General features: G+C 61.2%; 17 protein-coding genes. 8 read left to right on the top strand and 9 right to left on the bottom strand.

Translation table 11 applies throughout. The annotated features are described in order from the left end of the window. Nucleotides 1–153: 153 nt before the first annotated feature. Nucleotides 154–474 carry a DUF1292 domain-containing protein gene (locus F8C90_RS01835; RefSeq protein ID WP_211360980.1) on the bottom strand — a complete coding sequence of 107 codons (321 nt, stop codon included), beginning with the start codon at nt 472–474 and terminating at the stop codon, nt 154–156. A gap of 149 nt (nt 475–623) precedes the next feature. Further along, nucleotides 624–3,212, bottom strand: coding sequence for a protein translocase subunit SecD (gene secD / locus F8C90_RS01830; protein WP_158048740.1), 2,589 nt, complete (start codon nt 3,210–3,212; stop codon nt 624–626). Nucleotides 3,213–3,471: 259 nt separating this feature from the next. Between secD and F8C90_RS01825 the strand changes: the two genes are divergently transcribed. After that, entirely contained in the window at nt 3,472–3,627 is a 156-nt protein-coding gene (locus F8C90_RS01825) for a DMT family transporter (RefSeq protein ID WP_158048739.1), read from the top strand. A gap of 217 nt (nt 3,628–3,844) precedes the next feature. Here F8C90_RS01825 and tgt read toward each other — a convergent pair whose 3' ends face one another. After that, nucleotides 3,845–4,990, bottom strand: a complete 1,146-nt coding sequence (gene tgt, locus F8C90_RS01820) for a tRNA guanosine(34) transglycosylase Tgt (RefSeq protein WP_158048738.1) — start codon at nt 4,988–4,990, stop codon at nt 3,845–3,847. Nucleotide 4,991: 1 nt separating this feature from the next. Continuing rightward, nucleotides 4,992–5,753, bottom strand: a complete 762-nt coding sequence (locus tag F8C90_RS01815) for an HAD family hydrolase (RefSeq protein ID WP_158048737.1) — start codon at nt 5,751–5,753, stop codon at nt 4,992–4,994. Between the two features lie 260 nt (nt 5,754–6,013). Between F8C90_RS01815 and F8C90_RS01810 the strand changes: the two genes are divergently transcribed. The 6 genes from F8C90_RS01810 (at nt 6,014) to queA (ending at nt 12,220) form a co-directional block, all read left to right on the top strand. Beyond that, complete coding sequence (locus F8C90_RS01810) at nt 6,014–6,838, top strand: epoxyqueuosine reductase QueH (RefSeq protein WP_158048736.1); 825 nt, start codon at nt 6,014–6,016, stop codon at nt 6,836–6,838. 29 nt (nt 6,839–6,867) lie between these two features. Continuing rightward, nucleotides 6,868–8,196: a 2-hydroxyacyl-CoA dehydratase subunit D gene (locus F8C90_RS01805; protein WP_158048735.1), complete on the top strand. Its 1,329-nt coding sequence runs from the start codon at nt 6,868–6,870 to the stop codon at nt 8,194–8,196. Next, complete coding sequence (locus F8C90_RS01800) at nt 8,193–10,100, top strand: acyl-CoA dehydratase activase (RefSeq protein ID WP_158048734.1); 1,908 nt, start codon at nt 8,193–8,195, stop codon at nt 10,098–10,100. The genes F8C90_RS01805 and F8C90_RS01800 overlap by 4 nt, the downstream gene beginning before the upstream one ends. A 66-nt stretch (nt 10,101–10,166) precedes the next feature. Next, nucleotides 10,167–10,454: a type II toxin-antitoxin system Phd/YefM family antitoxin gene (locus F8C90_RS01795; protein WP_158048733.1), complete on the top strand. Its 288-nt coding sequence runs from the start codon at nt 10,167–10,169 to the stop codon at nt 10,452–10,454. Further along, the gene (locus F8C90_RS11375) at nt 10,455–10,775 is read left to right on the top strand and encodes a type II toxin-antitoxin system RelE/ParE family toxin (protein ID WP_158048732.1); all 321 of its coding nucleotides are present in this window, start codon (nt 10,455–10,457) and stop codon (nt 10,773–10,775) included. It begins immediately after the preceding gene. A 266-nt stretch (nt 10,776–11,041) separates the two neighbouring features. After that, the gene (queA, locus tag F8C90_RS01785; RefSeq protein WP_158048731.1) at nt 11,042–12,220 is read left to right on the top strand and encodes a tRNA preQ1(34) S-adenosylmethionine ribosyltransferase-isomerase QueA; all 1,179 of its coding nucleotides are present in this window, start codon (nt 11,042–11,044) and stop codon (nt 12,218–12,220) included. 106 nt (nt 12,221–12,326) lie between these two features. Here queA and ligA read toward each other — a convergent pair whose 3' ends face one another. The 3 genes from ligA to F8C90_RS01770 all read right to left on the bottom strand — a co-directional run bounded on the left by ligA (nt 12,327) and on the right by F8C90_RS01770 (nt 16,106). Beyond that, nucleotides 12,327–14,462 carry an NAD-dependent DNA ligase LigA gene (ligA, locus tag F8C90_RS01780; RefSeq protein ID WP_158048730.1) on the bottom strand — a complete coding sequence of 712 codons (2,136 nt, stop codon included), beginning with the start codon at nt 14,460–14,462 and terminating at the stop codon, nt 12,327–12,329. Between the two features lie 81 nt (nt 14,463–14,543). Next, the gene (locus tag F8C90_RS01775) at nt 14,544–15,074 is read right to left on the bottom strand and encodes an HdeD family acid-resistance protein (protein ID WP_158048729.1); all 531 of its coding nucleotides are present in this window, start codon (nt 15,072–15,074) and stop codon (nt 14,544–14,546) included. 108 nt (nt 15,075–15,182) lie between these two features. Continuing rightward, nucleotides 15,183–16,106: an NAD(P)H-hydrate dehydratase gene (locus tag F8C90_RS01770; protein ID WP_158048728.1), complete on the bottom strand. Its 924-nt coding sequence runs from the start codon at nt 16,104–16,106 to the stop codon at nt 15,183–15,185. A gap of 481 nt (nt 16,107–16,587) precedes the next feature. On the opposite strand from F8C90_RS01770, the gene F8C90_RS01765 reads away from it, so the two are divergent. Next, complete coding sequence (locus tag F8C90_RS01765; RefSeq protein WP_211360979.1) at nt 16,588–17,406, top strand: hypothetical protein; 819 nt, start codon at nt 16,588–16,590, stop codon at nt 17,404–17,406. A gap of 146 nt (nt 17,407–17,552) precedes the next feature. Here F8C90_RS01765 and acpS read toward each other — a convergent pair whose 3' ends face one another. Further along, nucleotides 17,553–18,125 (bottom strand): holo-ACP synthase, encoded by a 573-nt coding sequence (acpS, locus tag F8C90_RS01760; protein WP_158048726.1) that lies wholly within the window; start codon nt 18,123–18,125, stop codon nt 17,553–17,555. 15 nt (nt 18,126–18,140) lie between these two features. Continuing rightward, nucleotides 18,141–19,967 (bottom strand): glutamine--fructose-6-phosphate transaminase (isomerizing), encoded by a 1,827-nt coding sequence (gene glmS / locus F8C90_RS01755; RefSeq protein ID WP_158048725.1) that lies wholly within the window; start codon nt 19,965–19,967, stop codon nt 18,141–18,143. Nucleotides 19,968–20,202 lie beyond the last annotated feature (235 nt).

Genomic DNA, 20,202 nt, shown 5'->3' with positions numbered 1-20,202 from the left:
CAGCCATTGAAAGTCGCACCCCATCAGCACTCGGCAACGGAGGGCGGCGAGTAAACCCGCCCGACAAAAGAGGCCCGCTCAACAACGAAGCGCCGCACCATCGCCGGCGCAGCGCTTCATCCATTCCCTTGGTTGACGCGGCAGGAGCAGCTCCTACTCGAAGTCGTAGAGGCCCTTCGTCGCTTCCTGAAACGCGGCATACACCTCCATCGCCACGCCTTCGTCCTCCACAAGCTCGAAGGCAGACGGTTGGTCGTCTTCGTCGAACTCCACCGCCTCAAGGATGATCACCTCGCCCGAAGAGAGCGCCGGCTCCTCCTCGCTCACCGGGAAAAACACGCCATAGCGGTGGCCGCCATGCAGAAGCAGGCCGAGGAATTCCAGAACGGTCGCATCGCCTTTGGAGTCCTCGAAGTTGATGGTCAGGCCCTCCTCGACGGGCGGGCAAAAATTAGGGTTCGAACCTTCGCGCACGGGGCGCTCCTCTCTTTTCGCGCACCGATTGGGTGCCGCATTCTCGTAGCTGTAAGTCTTACCCGTAAGTATAGAGCGAGCCCCCGCCTTATCGTGCAAGGGCTCGCAAATCAATCGCATTCGCGCAAACCGGCAAAAGCCGCTCCGCCTTACTTCTTCCCCTTGCGCTCGGCGCGCGAAGGCTTCTTCTTGCCGAAGTCGGGCGAAACCGCCGCGTCATGAGGCGACACTGCCGAAGTCACAGCCGCCGAACCCTCGGAAGCGCCAGCGTCCACCGAAGAAGCCGCGTCACCAGCAGCCGCCGCAGCCACAGCGGGGACCGCCGCACCCGGAAGGCGATTCAGGAACCAGCGCTGGATGTCGTTGCCGTACTTCTTCTGCAGCTTCTTGAAGCGCGGCTCGTGCGTCTTCCAGATGACGTAGAGCGGCGTCGCGATGGCGTAAGACGAGTAGCAGCCGCACACCAGACCGATCGTCATGGCGAGCGCGAAGTCCTTCAGCGTCTCGCCGCCGAACAGCAGCATCGCAACAACTGGGATGAGCGAGGTGATCGACGTGTTGAGCGATCGCACGAGAACCTCGTTCACCGAGTGGTTCGCCATGGTGGCGAAGGTGCACTTCACCGACTCGTCCTTCATGTTCTCGTTGATGCGGTGGAACACGACCACCGTGTCGTAGAGCGAATAACCCAAGATGGTGAGCAGGGCGGCGATGGTGTTCGGGGTGATCTCGCGACCGACGAGCACGTAAACGCCCACGACGATGACGAGGTCATGCAGCAGCGCCACAACCGCGGTCACGCCCATCTTCGGATCGCGGAAGCGAATCGAGATGTAGGCGATGATCAGCAACAGCGAGATGAAGAACGCGATTGCCGACGACTGGATGACGCTTGCGCCCCAGTCAGGACCGATCGTGGTGACCTCGAAGCTGTCGGTTGTCCAACCGAAGGTGTCCGCCACCTCGTTCGCCGTCGCCGTCGCATCTTCAGCGGAAGTCGTGGTGGTGCGGACGAGGAAGCCCGGCTCGCCGTCGGCCGTCGTGGTCTGGATGACCGCGTCGGACTCGCCCGCATCGCTGAACGCATCACGGACCTGCTCAGTCGTAACGTCGCCCGTGCCGTGGAAGGTCACCGACGTGCCGCCGACGAACTCGATGCCGAAGTTCATACCGCGCACGCCGACGATAATGGCGACAAGCACCATCGCGCAGCAGGCCACGGTGAGGAAGATCTTCTTAAGCCCCAAAAGGTTGATGTCGAGCTTGATGAAGCGGCCGCGCACGTCCTTGCGGGAAGCGGCCTGCTTCACGCCCTGGAAGTAAGGCACAGCCTCGATGCAGTCCTCCACGCCCCAGAACTTGGGGTGCTTCGCGATGAGCTTCGGGGCGAGAAGACGGATGAGCGGCGCCTTGAACAGAAGCATCATGACGATGTCGCACACGATACCCAAAGCAAGCGTCATGCCGAAGCCCTTGACCGAGGCGCTCGCCAGGAAGAACAGCGTGAGCGCGGAGACGAGCGTCACAAGGTCGGCGTCGATCGAGGTCAGGATGCCGTGGCGGACACCCGTGATGGATGCAGCGCGCACGCTTCGGCCCATGCGAATTTCCTCGCGGAAGCGCTCGAGCGTCAGGATGGAGGAGTCGGCCGCCATGCCGATGGTCAAAACGACGCCGGCGATGCCCGCCATAGAAAGGCTGAACAGGCCGAATGCGGAAAGCAGCGCGAGGATGCCCAGGTAAATCGCTGCGAACACGGCCATTGCCGCCGCGGTGATGATGCCGAGCCCCTCGTAGAACACGAGCAGGTAAATCATAACGATCACAAGGCCGATGAGCGCTACGAGCACGCCGGACTGCAGCGCATCCTGGCCGAGCGTCGGGCCGACGACCTGGCTTTGCGCATACTCGAAGCTCACAGGCAGCGAGCCGGACTCGAGCACGGTCTTCATCTGCTTGGCCGCGTCGAGCGTATAGCCGCCAGTGATGGAAACGTTGCCGTCGGAGATAACGGACTGCACGGCGGGAGCGGACTGCACCTCACCGTCGAGGATGATGACGATCTGGCCCTTGGTGGGAGCGAGGTCTTCAGTTGCCTCGGCGAAGGCCTTCGTGCCCTCGGAGTCAAGGCGCAGGTTAACCGCATAGTCGGTCGAGGTCTGGGAAGCCTGGCCCACATCGACCTTCTCGAGGTTCGAGCCGGTGATGATCGGCGTGTACGTGCCCTCTTCGACCTTAAGGTGCTGCACCTCTTCGCTCGGGAAAGAATTGCCGAACGCGTCAGTCACCGTGCCCTGCGTGCCGTATTGGCCGTTTTGAATCTTCGTCTTCACATCGGAATCGGTGAAAGAGTCAAGTCGCGCGAACTCGAGCTTGCCCGTCTTGCCGATGGTATTGAGCGCTTCCTCGGTGTCGGATAGGCCGGGGATCTGCACGAGGATCTGGTCGTTGCCCTGAATCTGCACGACCGCCTCGGATGCGCCAAGGGCATTCACGCGGTTCTCGATAATCGCGCGCGAAGATTCCATGTCCTCAGTGGAAACATCCGACCCGTCGTTGTTGTGCGCCGTGAGCACGACCGAAAGGCCACCTTGAATGTCGAGGCCTTGGTTGATCTTTTCCTGCGGCGGTGTGAACATCACGATCGAGCCGATGACCAAAAGCGCCATGACCACGAGCAGCCACACGTTGCGCCTATCCTTATTATGATGCTTCTTCTTTTTCTGAGGTTCCGCCATGTGCGTTTTCTTCCTTGCCCTGTCCCCCTACCGCAAAACCATGCGCGACGGGAAATCTGCCAGTAAACCTAACCCTCACATTTTTGCACAACTAGGCCGCATGAGAAAGCAACTTGTGTCATGATGCAAAAAATTATTCTGAAAGGTAGATAAAATTGCGGTAAAGAAGCCTAGCAAAACGCAGGAGGGCATCATCGGAAAGCACCCCCGTCGTCAGGATGATAGCTGGCTGTGGAAGGCATTCTCCGTCCTTAGCGAAATGACGGTTGTCGTTCTTTTGGTCGGCTCCACGACGGGCGGCATTCTGGTCGATCATTTCGGGATATTCGAGTCTCCGAAAAAAGCAGTTAACAGGCAGAAGATACTCGGCGTCCTCATCATGATTCTAGGGGCCGCCGCAATCAAGCTGCTGTAAGAGCCCCTCCGCCGACTCGCAAAGCCTGCGAGGTTCATATGCGACCTACCGATGCAGAAGGAAGTCGATGCTGTTCACAATTTCTATCCCATAGTCAAAACTTGCGAGATTTGCAAGTTTTGACTATCACATCGACGAAACTTGTCAAATATGCAAGTTTTGTCGATGGAAGAAGCCGCCCGGCGCCGACAGCCCTCGGTACCGGGCGGCTTCTGTCTTAATAGTCCTTCGCCGCAGGGCTTGCCATCCATTCCGCCTCGAACTCGGCATACGCATCGGCAAGCACGGCCTCGCGCGCGCGGCGCATGAGGTCGAGCAAATAGTGCAGGTTGTGAATGGAGAGCAAGATGCCGCCGAGCATTTCGTCCTGCTTCACAAGATGGCGAATGTAGGCCCGTGTGTGGTTTTGGCAGGTCGGGCACGTGCACTCGGGATCGAGCGGCGTGAAGTCGCGCGTATATTTGGCGTTGCGCATGTTCATACGGCCCTGGCTCGAAAACGCCGTGCCCATGCGCGCCGTGCGCGTGGGAAGCACGCAGTCGAACATGTCGACGCCCTCGCCCACCGCGCGCACGAGCGTGGTGGGATTGCCCACACCCATGAGATAGCGCGGACGATCGTCAGGCAATGCGCGCGCCACCTGGCCCAGCGTCTCGAACATCGTCTCGTGGTCCTCGCCCACCGAGTAGCCGCCGATGCCGAAGCCACCGAATCGGCGCCCGCCGGCAACCAGGCTCTCATCTTCGATTTCGCGCAAGCGGCGGATGCTCTCCAGGCGCAAATCGAGGTTCATGCCGCCCTGCACGATGCCGAAGAGCGTCTGATCGGACCGTTTGTGCGCCGCCAGGCAACGGCGCGCCCACATAGCCGACAGGTCGACCGCGCGCTCGACGAACTCGCGCGTCGCAGGGTACGGCGGGCACTGATCGAGCTGCATGGCGATGTCGGCGCCAAGCGCTTCCTGGATGCGCATGTTCTCCTCGGGCGTCCAACGCACATAGCTGCCGTCGTAAATCGAGCGGAAGGTGACGCCGTCGTCGTCGAGCTTGCGCGTATCGGCGAGCGAGAAGATCTGGAACCCGCCCGAGTCGGTGAGCATCGGCCCATCGTAGTTCATAAACTTGTGCACCCCGCCGGCTTGCGCGACCACATCTTCACCGGGGCGCTGCGAGAGATGGTAGGTGTTCGCAAGCACCACCTGGGATTTCAGCTCGCGAAGCTGCGGCGGGGTGATGCCCTTCACCGTGGCCGATGTGCCGACGGGCATAAACATAGGCGTGTGGAAATCACCGTGCGCCGTCGTGAAGGTGAGCGCGCGGGCACTGCCGCTTTTAGCGTCGCACGTGCAGTCGAAAAGCGCCATGCTAGTTCGCGCCTCCCTCAATCGTCGCAGGATCATCGCAGGTCGGAAGGTCGTCCACCCACGCTGCAAACTCGGCCATCGTTGAGTGCTTCACGCCTTCGAGCCCACGGCCCTGAGGGTCCATAAGGTGATCGGTCACCAGGTACACGTCGCAGCCAAGATCGGCCGACGCCAAGTCATCGAGCGTGTTGTTACCCACCATGAGCACCTCGTCGGCGGAAAGCCCGCAATTCGCGAGAACCTCCGCATAGTATTCCACCTGCGGTTTCACCGTCGAGGAGTTCTCGTACGTAGAAATGTAGCGAAACGGTGCGTCGCCTACGCCACCCCATGCAAGGCGCCACTCGACCGCGCGACGGGGAAACATCGGCTGGGTCGCCAGCACGAGCGGATACCCCTTCGCAACGAGCAGCTCGAGGGCACGGTGCGCTGCCGGGTTCGGCTGAACATCTGCACCGATAGCGCCGAACCTCGTCTCGTAGTAGCCCGCGAACATCGCGTCCCAATCGGCAGCGTCGCGATCGAGCACGGCGAAGAACGCGTCCCAGAACACATCGTAGTTCGTCTTCCCGCCAGGTTCGCGCTTGGCCATGGCGGAAGCGCCTGCACCGAACGCACGCGCGAACTTCTCGCCGTCGATCCCCTGCTCAGCCGCAAAACGGGCGATGTCCTTGAAGTACCCGCCCAAGAATTCATCGAGCTCCATCGGGCACAACGTGCCGTCGAGGTCGAACAATATCGCGCGATATGACGTGTTCGCCATGAAAGACCCTTCCCAGAAAAAGACCGCCCCAACGGGCGGACCGCACATTCGATACGAACAACAGTATAAAAGAGTGGAACGCCTCGGCCGCCGAGCGCGACGCCAAACACGCAAAGTGCGGAAAACGAGGGGCGAAAGCATGCACGCCACGCCTTTGCAAACATCGAGGTTTGGCGGTTTCGCCAGCGGCGGCACAGGCTGAGTTCGGCCCTGTGCTAGTATCCGTTGGGTTGAATCCACGAGGGCGAGAGGAGCCGCAGATGAAATTGCTTTTGCACGCATGCTGCGGGCCATGCTCGCTCGAGCCTGTGCGCCTTCTCCAAGCGGCGGGACACGATATCGCCATTTACTACGCAAACTCGAACATCGCACCGCGCGAAGAGTACGCGCACCGCCTCGCCACGCTCGAGGATTGGGCGAAAAGCGAGGGCATTCCCGTCATCGAGGGTCCTTACGACCCTGCCACCTGGGAAGAGGCTGCGGGGCGCATCGGAGATGCAGCGCTCGCCGACGTGCAGGCAGCACGCAGGGAAACTCAATCGGCCACAGGCGAGGACGCATCCCTCCGCGCCGACGTCCTTTCCGTCGACCCCGCGCGCCGAGAGGCCCGCTGCCGCGCGTGCTATCGGCTACGCCTCGAAGAGACGGCGCGGGTGGCTGCCGAGCGGGGCTTCGACGGCATCGGCACCACGCTTTCCGTAAGCCCCTACCAATACACCCAGGTCATCGAGCAAGAAGTGCGCCGGGCGGCCAAGCGAGAGGGAATCGAGGGCGTCTTCGAGGACTTCCGCCCCTACTACGACGAGGCCACGCGCCGAAGCCGCGCCCTCGAGATGTATCGCCAGAATTACTGCGGTTGCCGCATAAGCGACGAGGAAGCAGCCGCCGAGCGAGCAGAGCGCAAGGCGCAGCGAGCAGCCGCGAAACAGGCAGAACGCGCCGAGCACGCCGCCGAGATCGCCGCCGCCGAGGCGGAGCTCAAACAGCATCGCGCCGCACGCGCAGCCTATGATAAAAAGCAAGCCCGCAAGCGAGCGATTCTCAAATCGCTTCGCGAGCAGGCAAAACAGGAAGTTTCAGAGTGAGACCTTTCGCCGACCCCATACACCGTTACATGGACCACGTGCGGCGCACGTGCGAGACCGACCCCGAGCGCGCCTGGCGAGACGCCCTCATCGGCTTTCGCGGCAACACCTGGGGATCGCGCCATCTTCCCAACTTCCATGCGGCGCGCGGCTATCACAAACTGGAGGCCTACACACTGGGCCTCGTGTCTGACCAGCTCGGACATGAAAGCAACTACGTATGGGGCAACGTGTTCGCACCGGTGGAGATCATGGAGTGCTTCGGTCTGGGAACCGTAAGCGTCGAGTGCCTGGCAAGCTTTTTCTCGGGATACCACGCAGCGCCGTACTTCATCGACCGCGCACAGGAATCCGGCATCGCGCCCACGCTGTGCACGTACCACAAAACGGTCATGGGGATGATGGAGACGGGCGTGCTGCATGCGCCACGGCTCGCCGTGACCACCTCCTGCGCCTGCGACGGTAACCTGAGCACCTTCCGCCAGCTCGGGCAACGGATGGACGTCCCCATGGTGCTGCTCGATGTGCCCTACGATAACGATGACGCATCGATCGACTACCTCGCCGACCAGCTGCGAGAGCTCGCGCGTACGCTCGAAGAGTTGACGGGCGTGCCCTTCGACGAGAGCCGCCTTTCCCATCTTCTGGAAGTCGAGCGCGAGACGAATATCCTCGCCTGGGAATTCATGCGCCTGCAAGCGGAGCACTTCTACCCGGCCGAGTTCATTCATCACCTGTTCTTCGTACTCGCCATGCAGCTTTCGGCGGGAAGCGAGGAGTTGCACGATCTTTTGCGCTTCATGGTGGACGACATCAAGCGTGCGCCGAGGCTTCAGGGCGACAAAATCCTTTGGGTGCACCTCATGCCGTACTACCAGCAAAGCCTGAAAGCCGCCTTCGACTACAGCCCGGCCCATCAGATCGTCGCCGTCGATATGGCCTTTTGCACGATGAGCGACCTCGACGACGCCGATCCTTTTCGCGCGCTCGCCAAAAAGCTCATCGGCAACGCAATGAACGGCCCCTACGAACGCAAGCTCGTACTCGTCGACCGTCTGCTCGACGCGACGCACGCCGACGGCGTCATCCACTTCTGCCACTGGGGATGCAAGCAGTCCTCAGGCGGGAGCGCCCTTTTGCGCGAGCACCTGCACGAAGCCGGCGTGCCGCTTCTGCAGCTCGACGGCGACGGCATCGACGAGCGCAACAGCCACGACGGGCAGATAAAGACGCGCCTCGAGGCATTCTTCGAGGTGCTCGAGGCGAAGCGGGCAGAAGGCGCCGCGCAGGGCGGAAACGTCAACGAGGAAAGCACTGCGCAAGGCGGGACCGCCGAGACGAAAGGCGGCGCGCGATGAGGATCGGGTATGTCTGCAAATACGTCCCCGCCGAGGCGCTCGAGGCGATGGGCGCGCATATGGAGCGCATCGAGCCTGATGAGAGCCTCGTCAGCTTCGACGCTGCCGAGTCTTGCATGCACGCAAACGTGTGCAGTTTCGCGAAGGCGACGTTCGAGACCGTCCTTTCGGGTAACCTTGACGGCATCGTGCTGACCACCTGCTGCGACAGTATGCGCCGCCTCGCCGACGCGCTGCGCGCGCAAGCTCCCAACCTGTTCATCCACGTGCTCGACGTGCCGCGCGACACGGGCGAGGCAGCCTGCGCGCTGTTCGAGCGACGCGTGGCCGAACTCCTTTCCTCATACGGCAAGTTTGCCAATGCAACGTTTTCGGAAAAGAAGCTGTTCGCCCAGCTCGGCGGCACCCCTTGCCCTGCAGAAGGAACCTGCGACTCATCCTTGGAGCTCGACTACGCGAGACTTCATTCAGAAGCTGCGCAGCCTTCATTCCGCCTCGCGAAGTCGAGCTCCGTCTCGCAAAGTTTCGCCAGCAGCAACCAGGCGGCGGACTCGGCCGCATGGAGCGAAGGCTGCGAAGCTTCTGAGCGCAATGCGGACGAGGCCGTCGCCGCCCCGCGGGTCGACAACGCCTTGCAACCGCAGACGCACTTCTCCCCTGCGATGCCCAACGTAGGCATCGCAGGCGCACGCGCGAACGCCGAAATCAAGCGAATCCTCGAATCGCACGGCGTGAACATCGCCCTCGACATCACCTGCACGAACGCAAGCCGCCGCTTCGTGCCCCAAAAGGCGGACACGCTTGCTCACTATGCGCACGACGTGCTCACGCAGCTTCCCTGCGCGCGCATGCGGGACATATCCCCGCGCAAAGCCTTCTTCGACCACGTCCTTCCCCAGATCGATGGGCTGGTCTTCCATACCGTGCAATTTTGCGACATGTATTCCTACGAGTACAGCGACCTTAAACGGACATCGCCCGCGCCGATACTCGCGCTTGAGACCGATTGCACCGTGCAAAGCCACGGGCAGATGCTCACACGGCTCGAGGCGTTCCTCGAATCGATAGGCGCCTCGCAAAAAGAACACCTCGCAAGCCAGAAAGGCTCACCCATGAGCAAAACCGCAACCTTCGTCGTCGGGCTCGACTCGGGCTCGACTTCCACAAACGCCGTCGTCATGAACGAGGCGCGCGAGATCGTCGCGAGCGTCGTCATCAGAACGGGCGCGAAGGCGGGCGCCTCCGCCGAGCGAGCGTATCGCGAAGCGCTCGAGCGCGCAGGTATCGCACCCGACCAAATCGCATGCACCATCGCCACCGGATACGGTCGCGTGAGCATTCCATTCGCCGACGAGAATGTAACCGAGATCAGCTGCCACGGGCGAGGTGCGCACTACTTCAACCCCGCCGTTCGCACCATCCTCGACATCGGCGGCCAGGACAGCAAGGCCATCCACGTGAACGCCACGGGCGAGGTAACCGATTTCGCGATGAACGACAAGTGCGCGGCTGGCACGGGACGTTTTCTCGAAATGATCGCGCGCTCGCTCGAGATCAGCCTCGACGAGCTGGGGCCAGCGGCGCTCGAAAGTAAGAAGCACCTGGAAATCGCCAGCATGTGCTCGGTTTTCGCGGAGTCCGAGGTCATCTCGCTCATCGCCAACAACGAGGAGAAACCCGACATCGCAGCAGGCGTCTGCCGCGCCGTGGCCGGCAAGGCGTATTCGCTCATGAGGCGCGTCGGTCTGGAAGGTGCCTACATGATGACGGGCGGCGTTGCCCAAAACCCCGGCGTGGTGCGCGCGGTCGAGGAGCTCATCGGTGAGAAGCTCTTCATCTGCGAGGACCCCGAAATCGTTGGAGCGACCGGCGCTGCTCTGCTCGCGTTGGAAAAATCAGTGTAGTATATATTTGCGTATAAATTTTGCATAAATATATGCTATAATTTCTTCTGTTCTAAGGAGGAATCTATGCCATTGCCCATACCGCAGATTAGGCCCATCAGCGACCTTCGCACCAATCTGAACGATGTATGCGAATTGGCGCGCGAGAGCCAACAGCCCATCTTCATGACGAAGAACGGCAAGGCAAGTCTCGTGGTTATCGACTGCGAAGCGTACGAAGGGCAGCAGCGACACGAACGCTATGTGCAGAAACTCCGCGAAGCAGAAATCGAGGAGAAGTATCGATCGGAATCGCTCACGAAACAGGCAGTCGGCGATTCCATCGAGCGCCTTTTCGCACATTGGAGCATTTAAATGCTCGCCCCCCTCTACCGTCCTCGCGCTGCATACGATTTAGAATCGATAGTGATTTATCTAGGCGAGGTGCAGAAAGTACCGAAATCAGCCCGCAAAGTCTACGATTCGATCGTCGAAGCGATCGATCACCTTTGCAAGACGCCCGAGCTTGGCCGTCCCTTCGCCGACGAAAGACTTTCTCACCAAGGGTACCGATCGTGGCTTGTCAGCCCCTACCGCATTTTCTATTCTTTCAACAGCGAGAACCTTATCGTATGGCGAATCATACACACTCGCCAAGATATCGATGACTTTGCGTTCATCGACATCGACGATTAACCGAACGCAAAGCGACGATTAAAGGACTACTACATGAGAACTGAAGACTTCAATTATTCAACAGTCCAGTGGACTGTTGAACCCCGAGCACCGCGAAGCGGGGCGCAGGGGGGCAGGAAAGAGGAGAGCTCCGGCGGAGGACGACAGCCCGCGCTGAAAGCCTGCCGAGCATCCTCAACAGTCCAGTGGACTGTTGAACCCCGAGCACCGCGAAGCGGGGCGCAGGGGGGCAGGAAGACAAAAGGCTACAGCGAAGGACGGCGGGCATGAGAACTGAAGACTTCAACTACGACCTGCCCGAAGAACTTATCGCGCAGGAACCTGCGGCGGTGCGTGACGCCTGCCGCATGCTGGTGATGGATCGCGAATCGGGAGAACTCGAAGATCGCATCTTCCGCGACATCGAGGAGTACCTGCGCCCGGGCGATTTGCTCGTGGCAAACGAGACGCGCGTCATGCCCGCACGCCTTTTAGGCGCGAAGCGCGACACGGGCGGTCAGGCGGAAGTATTCCTCCTTCGCGAGGTCAAAGGCGAGAAGGCGAAGCCTTATCTCGATGAAGCGCTCACCGAATCAGCCAACCAACAAGCCATCTGGGAGGTGCTCGTGCGCCCCGGCAAGCGTCTGAAACCGGGCAGCGGCGCCGTGGTGGACTTCACCGACAAGCAGGGAAACGTCGCGCTTTCCGCCGAAGTCGTCGACTGGGCGAGCGCGAAGACGGACGCAGCGGCGACAGGCGAAGGCCAGGACGCCGAGGCCTCGGCCGCTAAAGGCGAGCGCATCGCGCGCCTCACCACAACGCTCCCCTCGCTCGACGAGGCGCTTCACGCCGTTGGCCACACGCCCCTTCCGCCCTACATCAAAAACTACGCAGGTGACGAAGAGCTGTACCAAACCGTGTACTCGCGCCGCGAGGCATCGGCGGCGGCGCCCACCGCAGGCCTTCACTTCACGCCCGAGCTCATCGAGCGCTTGAAGGCGAATGGGGTTCGTTGGGAAACCGTCGAGCTCGAAGTGGGCCTCGACACCTTCCGCATCGTGGACGAGGACGACCCGACCAAGCACAAGATGCACACCGAGTTCTACACCGTGCCGCAGACCACTGTCGACGCCATCAACGAGACGCATGCAGCGGGCGGGCGCGTCATCGCCGTGGGAACCACGTCGACCCGCAGCCTGGAAAGCGCCTGGGATTCGCAGGCAAACGGCGGCGAAGGCGCCATCACGGCGCGCAATCGCGACGCCACGAGCCTCTATCTTCTGCCGGGCAGCACCTTCCATGTAATCGACGGGCTCATCACGAACTTCCATGTGCCCAAGAGCACGCTCATGATGCTCGTGAGCGCGTTCTCGAGCCGCGAGCACATTATGGCGGCATATCGCCACGCCATCGAGAACCGCTACCGTATGCTCTCCTTCGGCGACGCCATGTTCATCAAGCCGTAAAACTGCACATGCGCGAAAACAAGCGAGGCCCCTGCGAAACCCGAGTTCGCAGGGGCCTCGTATCTTGCTGGGGGGAATCATGCCGAGGGAAAAGCCCAGCCCGCGCCTATTCCCCTACAGGCACCTCGCCAGTTTCCAGAATGTGCAGAAGCGCATCCTCGTCGAGCACGGGAACGCCGAGCGCTATTGCCTTGTCGTATTTGCTGCCTGCAGCCTCGCCTGCAACAACATAGCTCGTCTTCTTCGACACGCTGCCCGAGACCTTCGCGCCGCGCGCTTTAAGGGCAGCCCCCGCCTCGTCGCGCGTCATCCCGCTTTGCGTGAGGCTTCCCGTCAGTACGAAGGTCAGCCCTGCAAGCGTTTGCGGCAGCGCGTCTTCCGCTGCGGCCTGCACGTCGTCTTCCAGCGACACGCCGTGCTTGCGGAGCCGCTCGATCACAGCCACGTTGTCGGGTGTGCGGAAGAACAAGTACACGCAGCGCGCGATCTTCGGACCCACGCCCTCGACCGCGGCAAGCTCCTCCTCGCTTGCCGCCATGAGCGCATCGATCGAAGGGAACGCCGCAGCGAGCGCTTCCGCCATTGTCTTTCCCACATGGCGAATCCCCAGGCCGAACAGAGGCCTGGCGAGCGGGCGCGTGCGGCTCTCGTCGATCGCCGCCATGAGCTTCTTCGCCACGGTCTCACCCAAACGGATTGGCGCGCCGTCCTTGTTCACGCGCCCCATGTCGAGCATCGAGAGCTCGACCACATCGAGCGTGTAATAGTCGGCGACGTCGGTCACGCGGCCGCTCTCGATAAGGCGCCCGATGATTTCCTCGCCCATGCCGTCAATGTCCATAGCGCCGCGGCTCGCCCAATGGATAAGGCGCTCGGCAGCCTGAGCTGGGCAATCAATGGAAATGCAGCGGTAATCGACCTCGCCTTCCTCACGCACAACGGGGCTTTGGCAGCTCGGGCACACGCGCGGCATCTCCCACGGCTGCGCGTCGTTGGGGCGAAGGGAAAGCACGGGCCCTAAGATTTCAGGAATCACGTCGCCTGCCTTGCGCACAATGATCGTATCGCCCACGCGCACGTCCTTGCGGCGCACCTCGTCCTCGTTGTGCAGCGTCGCGCGCGCCACGGTGGAGCCCGCCACGCGCACCGGGTCGAGCTCGGCAACGGGCGTCAGCTTGCCCGTGCGCCCGACCTGCACCGTGATATCGCGCAACAGTGTCGTCTTCTCCTCGGGCGGGAACTTGAAGGCGATCGCCCAGCGCGGAGCACGCGCCGTATAGCCCATCGCCTCCTGCTGCGCAAACGAGTTCACCTTCACCACAACGCCGTCGATCTCGTATGGCAGGGCGTTGCGACGCCCCAACGAGCGCTCGCAGAACGCATGGACCTCTTCAGCCGAATGGACAAGCTCGATGTCGGGATTCACGTGGAAGCCCGCACGCTTCAACCATTGCAGCAGGTCCCACTGGGTGTCGAGCGCGAGCTTGCGCTCATCGCCCACGGCATACACGAACGTCGATAGGTCACGATGCGCCGTGACCTGCGGATCCTTTTGGCGAAGGCTGCCTGCAGCGGCGTTTCGCGGATTGGCAAACCCCGACTTGCCGTTGGCCTCCGCAGCCGCGTTGAGCGACTCGAAGCTCGACTTGGGCATGTAGCACTCGCCGCGCAGCTCGATAGGCTCTTCGGTGTCGCGAATGGCTGAAAGCGCCTCGTCGCGCAGGCGCAGAGGAACGTCTCGCACGGTTCGCACGTTCACCGTGATATCCTCACCCGTCGTGCCGTCGCCGCGCGTCGCCGCCTTCAGAAGGCGCCCGTTCTCGAAGGTGAAGGCGACAGAGGAGCCATCGATCTTCAGCTCACACACAAGCGGGGGGATCTCGCCGAAGAAGTCCTCCACACGACCGAGCCACTCGTCGAGTTCGCCAGCGTCCATGGCGTCATCGAGCGAATACATGCGACGCTCGTGCTGGATGGGCGCGAACTGCTCGCCGACGTAGCCGCCCACGCGCTGGGTCGGGCTCGACGGGTCGATGAGTTCCGGATGCTCCGCCTCGAGCGCGCGCAGCTCGTGCATGAGCGAGTCGAACGCGCCGTCGGAGATCGCGGGCGCATCGAGGGCGTAATAGAGATAGCTGTTGTGCTCGATTTCGCGGCGGAGCGCCTCGATGCGCGCTGCCGGATCGGTTGCCTGAGCAGCCAATTCATCGCCGCTGAACAGATTCTGTTGCTCTTCGGGCATATCCGTCCCCTTCACGAACAAGGCCCCGGGCATGCCGGGGCCTGATACCGTTTCGCTATGCGGCCGCCCGCCAGGGCGACGCTACATGAGCACGCTGTCAGCGCGCCACCCGTACATGATAAGGGAAACGCCGCGCATAATGACAAATACCGCCAAGAAAACAGCGAGCATCGCAGGGTAGATGAAGAACACCACGCCGCACAGGATGTCCACGATACCCGAGAACACCATCCAGCCCCACATCGGCATGCTGAACTTGTGCAGCTGAACCGCACCGATGACCTCGATGACGCCGAACGCCACAACGAAGATGCCCACAAGCCACGACACGACGCCCGCGAAGACGATCGGGTGCAGCAGCAGCATGATGCCGATGATGATGTCGAGGACCGCGTACACGATCATCCAGGGCGAAGGCGAGGTGAACAGGTTCCCCTTCAGGCGCACATAACCCACAAGGTCGAGGATGCCGCTCACGAGAAACCCAGCGCCCAGTATCGCCGTGATCGTCGCCAACGTAAGCCCGGGAAACGCGGTGATGAAAATCGCGAGGAGCACGAGGAGCGCACCAGCGACGATAAGCCCCCAATCGTGACGTTTCGATTCTGCCATAACGATCGACCTCCTTTGATATCGACGCGCGCCGCGCCGCAATCGATGCGCAGCGCCCTCACGTAACAGCCTTATTCTACCGCGCACGCGCTCCTCGGTGAATAATTCTTACCCATGTGTCGAATAACGTGCCCCCAATTCCTGCTCACCCATGCGGTCTCTGAGCGCCTCGAATTCCCGAATCACCAGAGGAAGATAGCGCGGCAGGTCTTCCGCTACGACGCATCGCTCGGTAAGCTCGGATGCGGCAAGACGGCCCGCCCGGGCGTGAAGCGTCGCTGCAAGCACGCACGCGTCGAAAGATGCAAGCCCCTGTGCGAGAAGCGCGCCGATCATGCCCGCGAGCACGTCCCCCGTGCCAGCCTTCGCGAGCGCAGGCGTCCCCTCGCCCATCACCGCGACGATCTCGCCGTCGGATATGAAGCTCTTCGGTCCCTTAACGAGTGCCGTCACGCCATACGCGAGCGAGATAAGGCGTGCGAGCTCGCCCGCATCATCGGTCGGGAAGCCAAAGGGGGCGGCGAGCCGAGCCGCCTCGCCCGCGTGGGGCGTCACGACCGTATCGAGCCCGGACTCGAAGCGCTCCCGGACAAGATTGCGGCCCTTCTTCGCGGCGAGGAAGGCAAGAGCACCCCCGTCTACCACAAGCGGCGCACAGGCCGATTCGAGCACAGTGAAGGCGAGCTTTTTACACGACCCGTTCGACGCGTCGAAACCAGGGCCTAGGACATACGCCGACGGATGGCCCGCTCGCATTGGCGGAAAATCGCTAGGAGAGAGGTTCTTCCACGAGCGGACGACGAGGGAGGGGCTTACCGCGCGAACGGTATCGACTGATTTCTGCGCGCAGATGACCTCGGTATACCCCGCCCCCATACGCTGAGATGCCAAGGCAGCGAGAGCGGCGGCACCGGGATAGCGCGAGCAGCCGGCAACGAGCGACACCTTCCCGCGCGTATACTTGTTCGCATCTTGCGCAAGCTCGGGAAGAAGGCCGCACAGCTTCGTATCCGAATAATTCCATGCAATCATCTTGGATTTCCTTCGCATTCTTTACTATCTTGCTTGAGTATAGCCTTTGCGCATTCCGATCGGTTACCTCAAACTTTCCCCATCTTATCCGATTTGCGATTTCGGTGGACGCGACGATCGGCCTAGAGCAAAGAAGCGCAGGCGCATCGAGAGAAGGGGCATGCGAAGGACCGCTCAAGGAAGACGGCAACCGAGCGCCAATCCGGGAGCCGGCAGGGACCAAACCGAACGCTCACGTCGAAAATTGCTCGCTTCCTACCTGTTTTTCTTAGTAATTATTAGCGAGCTTCCTTTTTTATCGGTTCACAATCTATCTGGGGATACACCCTGCTACAATCGCGGCATGGACGTTATCGTTTGCTACATATCGGCTCTTCACTACTGGCTCTCGCATATTGGGAGCCCCCGTATTGACGCCCTCCAATCTGCCCTTGCTCCCCAACTTGGCATCCCTCTTCGAGAATCCGAGATAGCTGCAGCTGTGAGCATCCTTCCCAAAGAGCGGCAACGCGAAAAGGTTCATCTTCTCACCAAGACGCACGAAGCAGCGAGGCACTCGCACGATATCGCGGTTCATACGACCTCCCTCGAGCTCACGCCCGCCGATTTTCATCTCGCAGCACCGGGGGTCTTCGTTTGCTCGCCCGAGTTTGCGCTTATCCAGTCCGCCCAGACGCTCGACGAAATCGAGTTCCTTCGAATCGCATTCGCACTCTGCGGGACATATCGCGTTGGCACCAACGACGCGTATCCCCTGACCACGCCCTTGAAAATCAACCAGATGCTCACCCGCATGACAGGTTTGAACGGCGCCAAACCCGCCCGTCGACTTACGCCCTACATCCTTGCGGGCGCGGCCTCCCCGCGAGAAACCCAGCTCGTGCTGCATCTCTGCCTGCCCTACCGCATGGGCGGCTACGGGATTGCCTATCCGCAGCTCAACCCGCGCATCGACCTTCCGACGCACGTTCAGCGACTTACGGGAAACAGCGTGCTGTTCCCCGATCTGTTCTGGCCCGATAAGCACATCGCCGTCGAATACGACAGCGACAAATGGCATACCGGATCATCGCGCATTGCAAACGACGCACGTCGGCGCAACATCTTCGTACATCTGGGAATAACGGAAATATGCGTTACGAAACGCGAGTTCAACGACTTAATCGCCTTCGACAAAACGGCGCGAATCCTTTCCCGTCGGCTTCGGCATAGAGTCCATCCTCGCAGCGAGGAATTCGACAGCAGGCAGATGAAGCTGCGCAAGAAACTACTTGCCCCGCTCCTCCCTGTACAAAAATGACGATAAGTTATGGAGAAATGAGCTCTCTGTACTAAAAGTGGTATAGGTGAGGCGCAAAACTCATCCTTGATAGCAACTTTTATGGACAAATGTGGCGAAATTGGGGTGAAACTCGCTGAGTTGTGGAGAAGATTCACAACTTATCGTCATTTTTGTACACGACACCCCACCGCAAGAGGAGCGTCGATCTCGTCAAGCATCGAGCGCGCTTCCTTGAAGCGCTTCGCGAGCTCGGCTTTCTGATCGACCCGCTCCTCCGCCGCCTTTTGAGAATCCTCCGTGATGGCCAAAGCGCACGCGACGGCATCGGTATGCGTATACGAAAGCGAGATGGGAAGCTCGCGAACGCCCAGCTCTTTGGCTACCTGCTTCGCGCGGCCCGACAGCACCACATACGGCCGTCCCTTCGACGAGCGCTTCACCTCGATATCGCGCACTCCAATTCCGCGAGTGAAGCCCGTTCCAAGAGCCTTCACCACGGCCTCCTTCGCAGCGAAGCGCGTGGCAAAATGGACCTCGGGTGCGGCCGCGTCCTCGCAGTAGCGGCACTCCTCGCAGGAAAACACCTTGCGAGCGAACGACGGAGTGCGCTCCAGAATCTTCTTCATGCGCGCGATCTCAACGATGTCGACGCCAAGGCCGACCGCCCCGTCGATGGGCAGCGACACCGCGGCGGCGTCCTCGACCGCGCGAACGGTTTCCTCTTTCCATGCAGGCATCAAGACCCCGCTCCCCTATTCCACCGTCACGCTCTTTGCGAGGTTGCGCGGCTGATCGACATCGCAGCCGCGCTCGACAGCAATGGCGCGGGCGAACAGCTGCAGCGGCACGCTCGCCGTGATGGCGGAAAACGCATCGCGAACCTTCGGGATGTAAATCACGTGGTCAGCGTGCTGTTTGATGTCCTCATCGCCCTCGGTTGCCACGGCGACGATCATCGCACCGCGGGCCTTGCTCTCCTGCAGGTTGGAAACGACCTTGTCGTAGACCGGGCTCTTCGTCGCGATGGCGATGACGGGGAATCCTTCGTCGATGAGCGCAATCGGGCCGTGCTTCATCTCGCCAGCGGGGTACGCCTCGGCGTGCAGGTAGCTGATCTCTTTCAGCTTGAGCGCACCCTCGTAGCTGATGGCGGCACCCATGCCGCGCCCGATGAAGAGCGCGTTGCGGGCATCCTTGCACGCGCGCGCCGCCTCCTCGATGGAGGGCTTGCACTCGACGAGGATGCGCTCCACCTGCTCGGCCGTGTCCGCCAGCTCGCGGAACAGGAGGCGGATCTGGTTCATACGCAGCTTGCCCTTCGCCTGAGCGAGCAGCATCGCGAGCAACGTCAAGCTCACCACCTGGCCCAAGAACGACTTTGTCGACGCGACGGCGATTTCCTTGTTCGCCTTCGTGTAGATGACGCCGTCCGACTCGCGCGCCACAGGGCTTCCCACCACGTTCGTGATGCCAAACACGCGGGCACCCTTCACGCGTGCGTCGCGGATAGCGGCGAGCGTGTCGGCCGTCTCGCCCGATTGAGACACCGCAACGACGAGCGTCGTCGGAGTGATGATGGGGTTGCGATAGCGGAACTCGCTTGCGACCTCGCATTCCGTGGGGATGCGCGCCCAGCCCTCGATCAGGTTTTTCGCGATGAGGCCCGCATGGTAGCTTGTGCCGCACGCGATGACGTACACGCGGTCGATGAGGTTAAGTTCCTCAGGTGTCAGATCGAGCTCGTCGATGGAGAGCGCGCCGTTCACGAGCCGTCCAGCAAGCGTGTCGCGAATGACGCGCGGCTGCTCATGAATTTCCTTCAGCATGAAATCGGGGTATCCGCCCTTTTCTGCCAGGTCAAGGTCCCAATCGACATGCGTGATGCGCGGCTCGATCGCACGCCCCGCCTCGTCGGTGTATTCGATGCCCGACGCGGTCATGCGCGCGTACTCGCCGTCCCCCAAGATGACGACGTCACGCGTGGCGTCGATCATGGCAATCATGTCGGAAGCGACGTATGCGCCGTCTTCCCCTTGCCCGATAACAATCGGGGAATCCTTGCGCGTGACCGCGATGACGCCCGGCTCCATGTCGCAAACAGCGGCAAGGCCGTAGGCGCCCACAATGCGAGAGCACGCATCGCGCAGCGCCGCAACGAGATCGCCCTGATAGGCCTCTTCAAGAAGATGGGCGACGACCTCGGTATCGGTCTCGCTCGTGAACACGTGCCCGCGACCTTCAAGCTCTTCGCGCAGCTCAGCGAAGTTCTCGATGATGCCGTTGTGCACGACGGCGATATGCCCGCCGCAAGAAGTGTGCGGGTGCGCGTTCGCTTCGCTCGGTTTGCCATGCGTAGCCCAACGCGTGTGCCCGATGCCGCACGTGCCCTGGAAATCAAAATGCGACAGCGTGTGCTCCAGACTCGCCACCTTGCCTTTGCGATGAATGACAGCAAGGGAGTCGCCCTCCTGCACCGCGATGCCAGCCGAATCGTAACCGCGGTACTCAAGCCGTGTCAAACCCTGAATGAGAATGCCCTGAGCTGGGCGTTTACCAGTATATCCCACGATTCCGCACATATGAGAGCTCCTTGTCGTCAGGCGCGGGCGGCGCTTTTTCCACACCTATTCTAGGTGATTCGCGAAGGTTGGAAGTCCCCATGACCGTCAAAGCAGAAAATCAATCGGCAGTGGCACATCCTTGCGCACTTCGGCTAACGAGCAATCCGCCGCGCTCGCGCGACTAACCGAATGCCCCTGTAATCTTACGGAAAAGATTGGCAGGCTGATTGGCTTTGAGCGATAATAAGAAGTT

Origin of the sequence: Ellagibacter isourolithinifaciens (assembly GCF_008831035.1) — a bacterium.
GTDB lineage: Bacteria > Actinomycetota > Coriobacteriia > Coriobacteriales > Eggerthellaceae > Ellagibacter > Ellagibacter isourolithinifaciens.
The sequence above is the reverse complement of the archived record's forward strand: the minus strand, read 5'-3'. Positions and strand labels throughout refer to the sequence as shown.

Bases quoted from the DNA above. Each gene is read 5' to 3' on its own strand.
- F8C90_RS01795 (WP_158048733.1), top strand. From the start codon at position 10,167: ATGCCATTGCCCATACCGCAGATTAGGCCCATCAGCGACCTTCGCACC.
- acpS (WP_158048726.1), bottom strand. From the start codon at position 18,125: ATGCCTGCATGGAAAGAGGAAACCGTTCGCGCGGTCGAGGACGCCGCC.
- F8C90_RS01815 (WP_158048737.1), bottom strand. From the start codon at position 5,753: ATGGCGAACACGTCATATCGCGCGATATTGTTCGACCTCGACGGCACG.
- F8C90_RS01810 (WP_158048736.1), top strand. From the start codon at position 6,014: ATGAAATTGCTTTTGCACGCATGCTGCGGGCCATGCTCGCTCGAGCCT.
- tgt (WP_158048738.1), bottom strand. From the start codon at position 4,990: ATGGCGCTTTTCGACTGCACGTGCGACGCTAAAAGCGGCAGTGCCCGC.
- F8C90_RS01800 (WP_158048734.1), top strand. From the start codon at position 8,193: ATGAGGATCGGGTATGTCTGCAAATACGTCCCCGCCGAGGCGCTCGAG.
- ligA (WP_158048730.1), bottom strand. From the start codon at position 14,462: ATGCCCGAAGAGCAACAGAATCTGTTCAGCGGCGATGAATTGGCTGCT.
- F8C90_RS01775 (WP_158048729.1), bottom strand. From the start codon at position 15,074: ATGGCAGAATCGAAACGTCACGATTGGGGGCTTATCGTCGCTGGTGCG.
- F8C90_RS01805 (WP_158048735.1), top strand. From the start codon at position 6,868: ATGGACCACGTGCGGCGCACGTGCGAGACCGACCCCGAGCGCGCCTGG.
- queA (WP_158048731.1), top strand. From the start codon at position 11,042: ATGAGAACTGAAGACTTCAACTACGACCTGCCCGAAGAACTTATCGCG.
- F8C90_RS01770 (WP_158048728.1), bottom strand. From the start codon at position 16,106: ATGATTGCATGGAATTATTCGGATACGAAGCTGTGCGGCCTTCTTCCC.
- F8C90_RS11375 (WP_158048732.1), top strand. From the start codon at position 10,455: ATGCTCGCCCCCCTCTACCGTCCTCGCGCTGCATACGATTTAGAATCG.
- glmS (WP_158048725.1), bottom strand. From the start codon at position 19,967: ATGTGCGGAATCGTGGGATATACTGGTAAACGCCCAGCTCAGGGCATT.
- secD (WP_158048740.1), bottom strand. From the start codon at position 3,212: ATGGCGGAACCTCAGAAAAAGAAGAAGCATCATAATAAGGATAGGCGC.
- F8C90_RS01825 (WP_158048739.1), top strand. From the start codon at position 3,472: ATGACGGTTGTCGTTCTTTTGGTCGGCTCCACGACGGGCGGCATTCTG.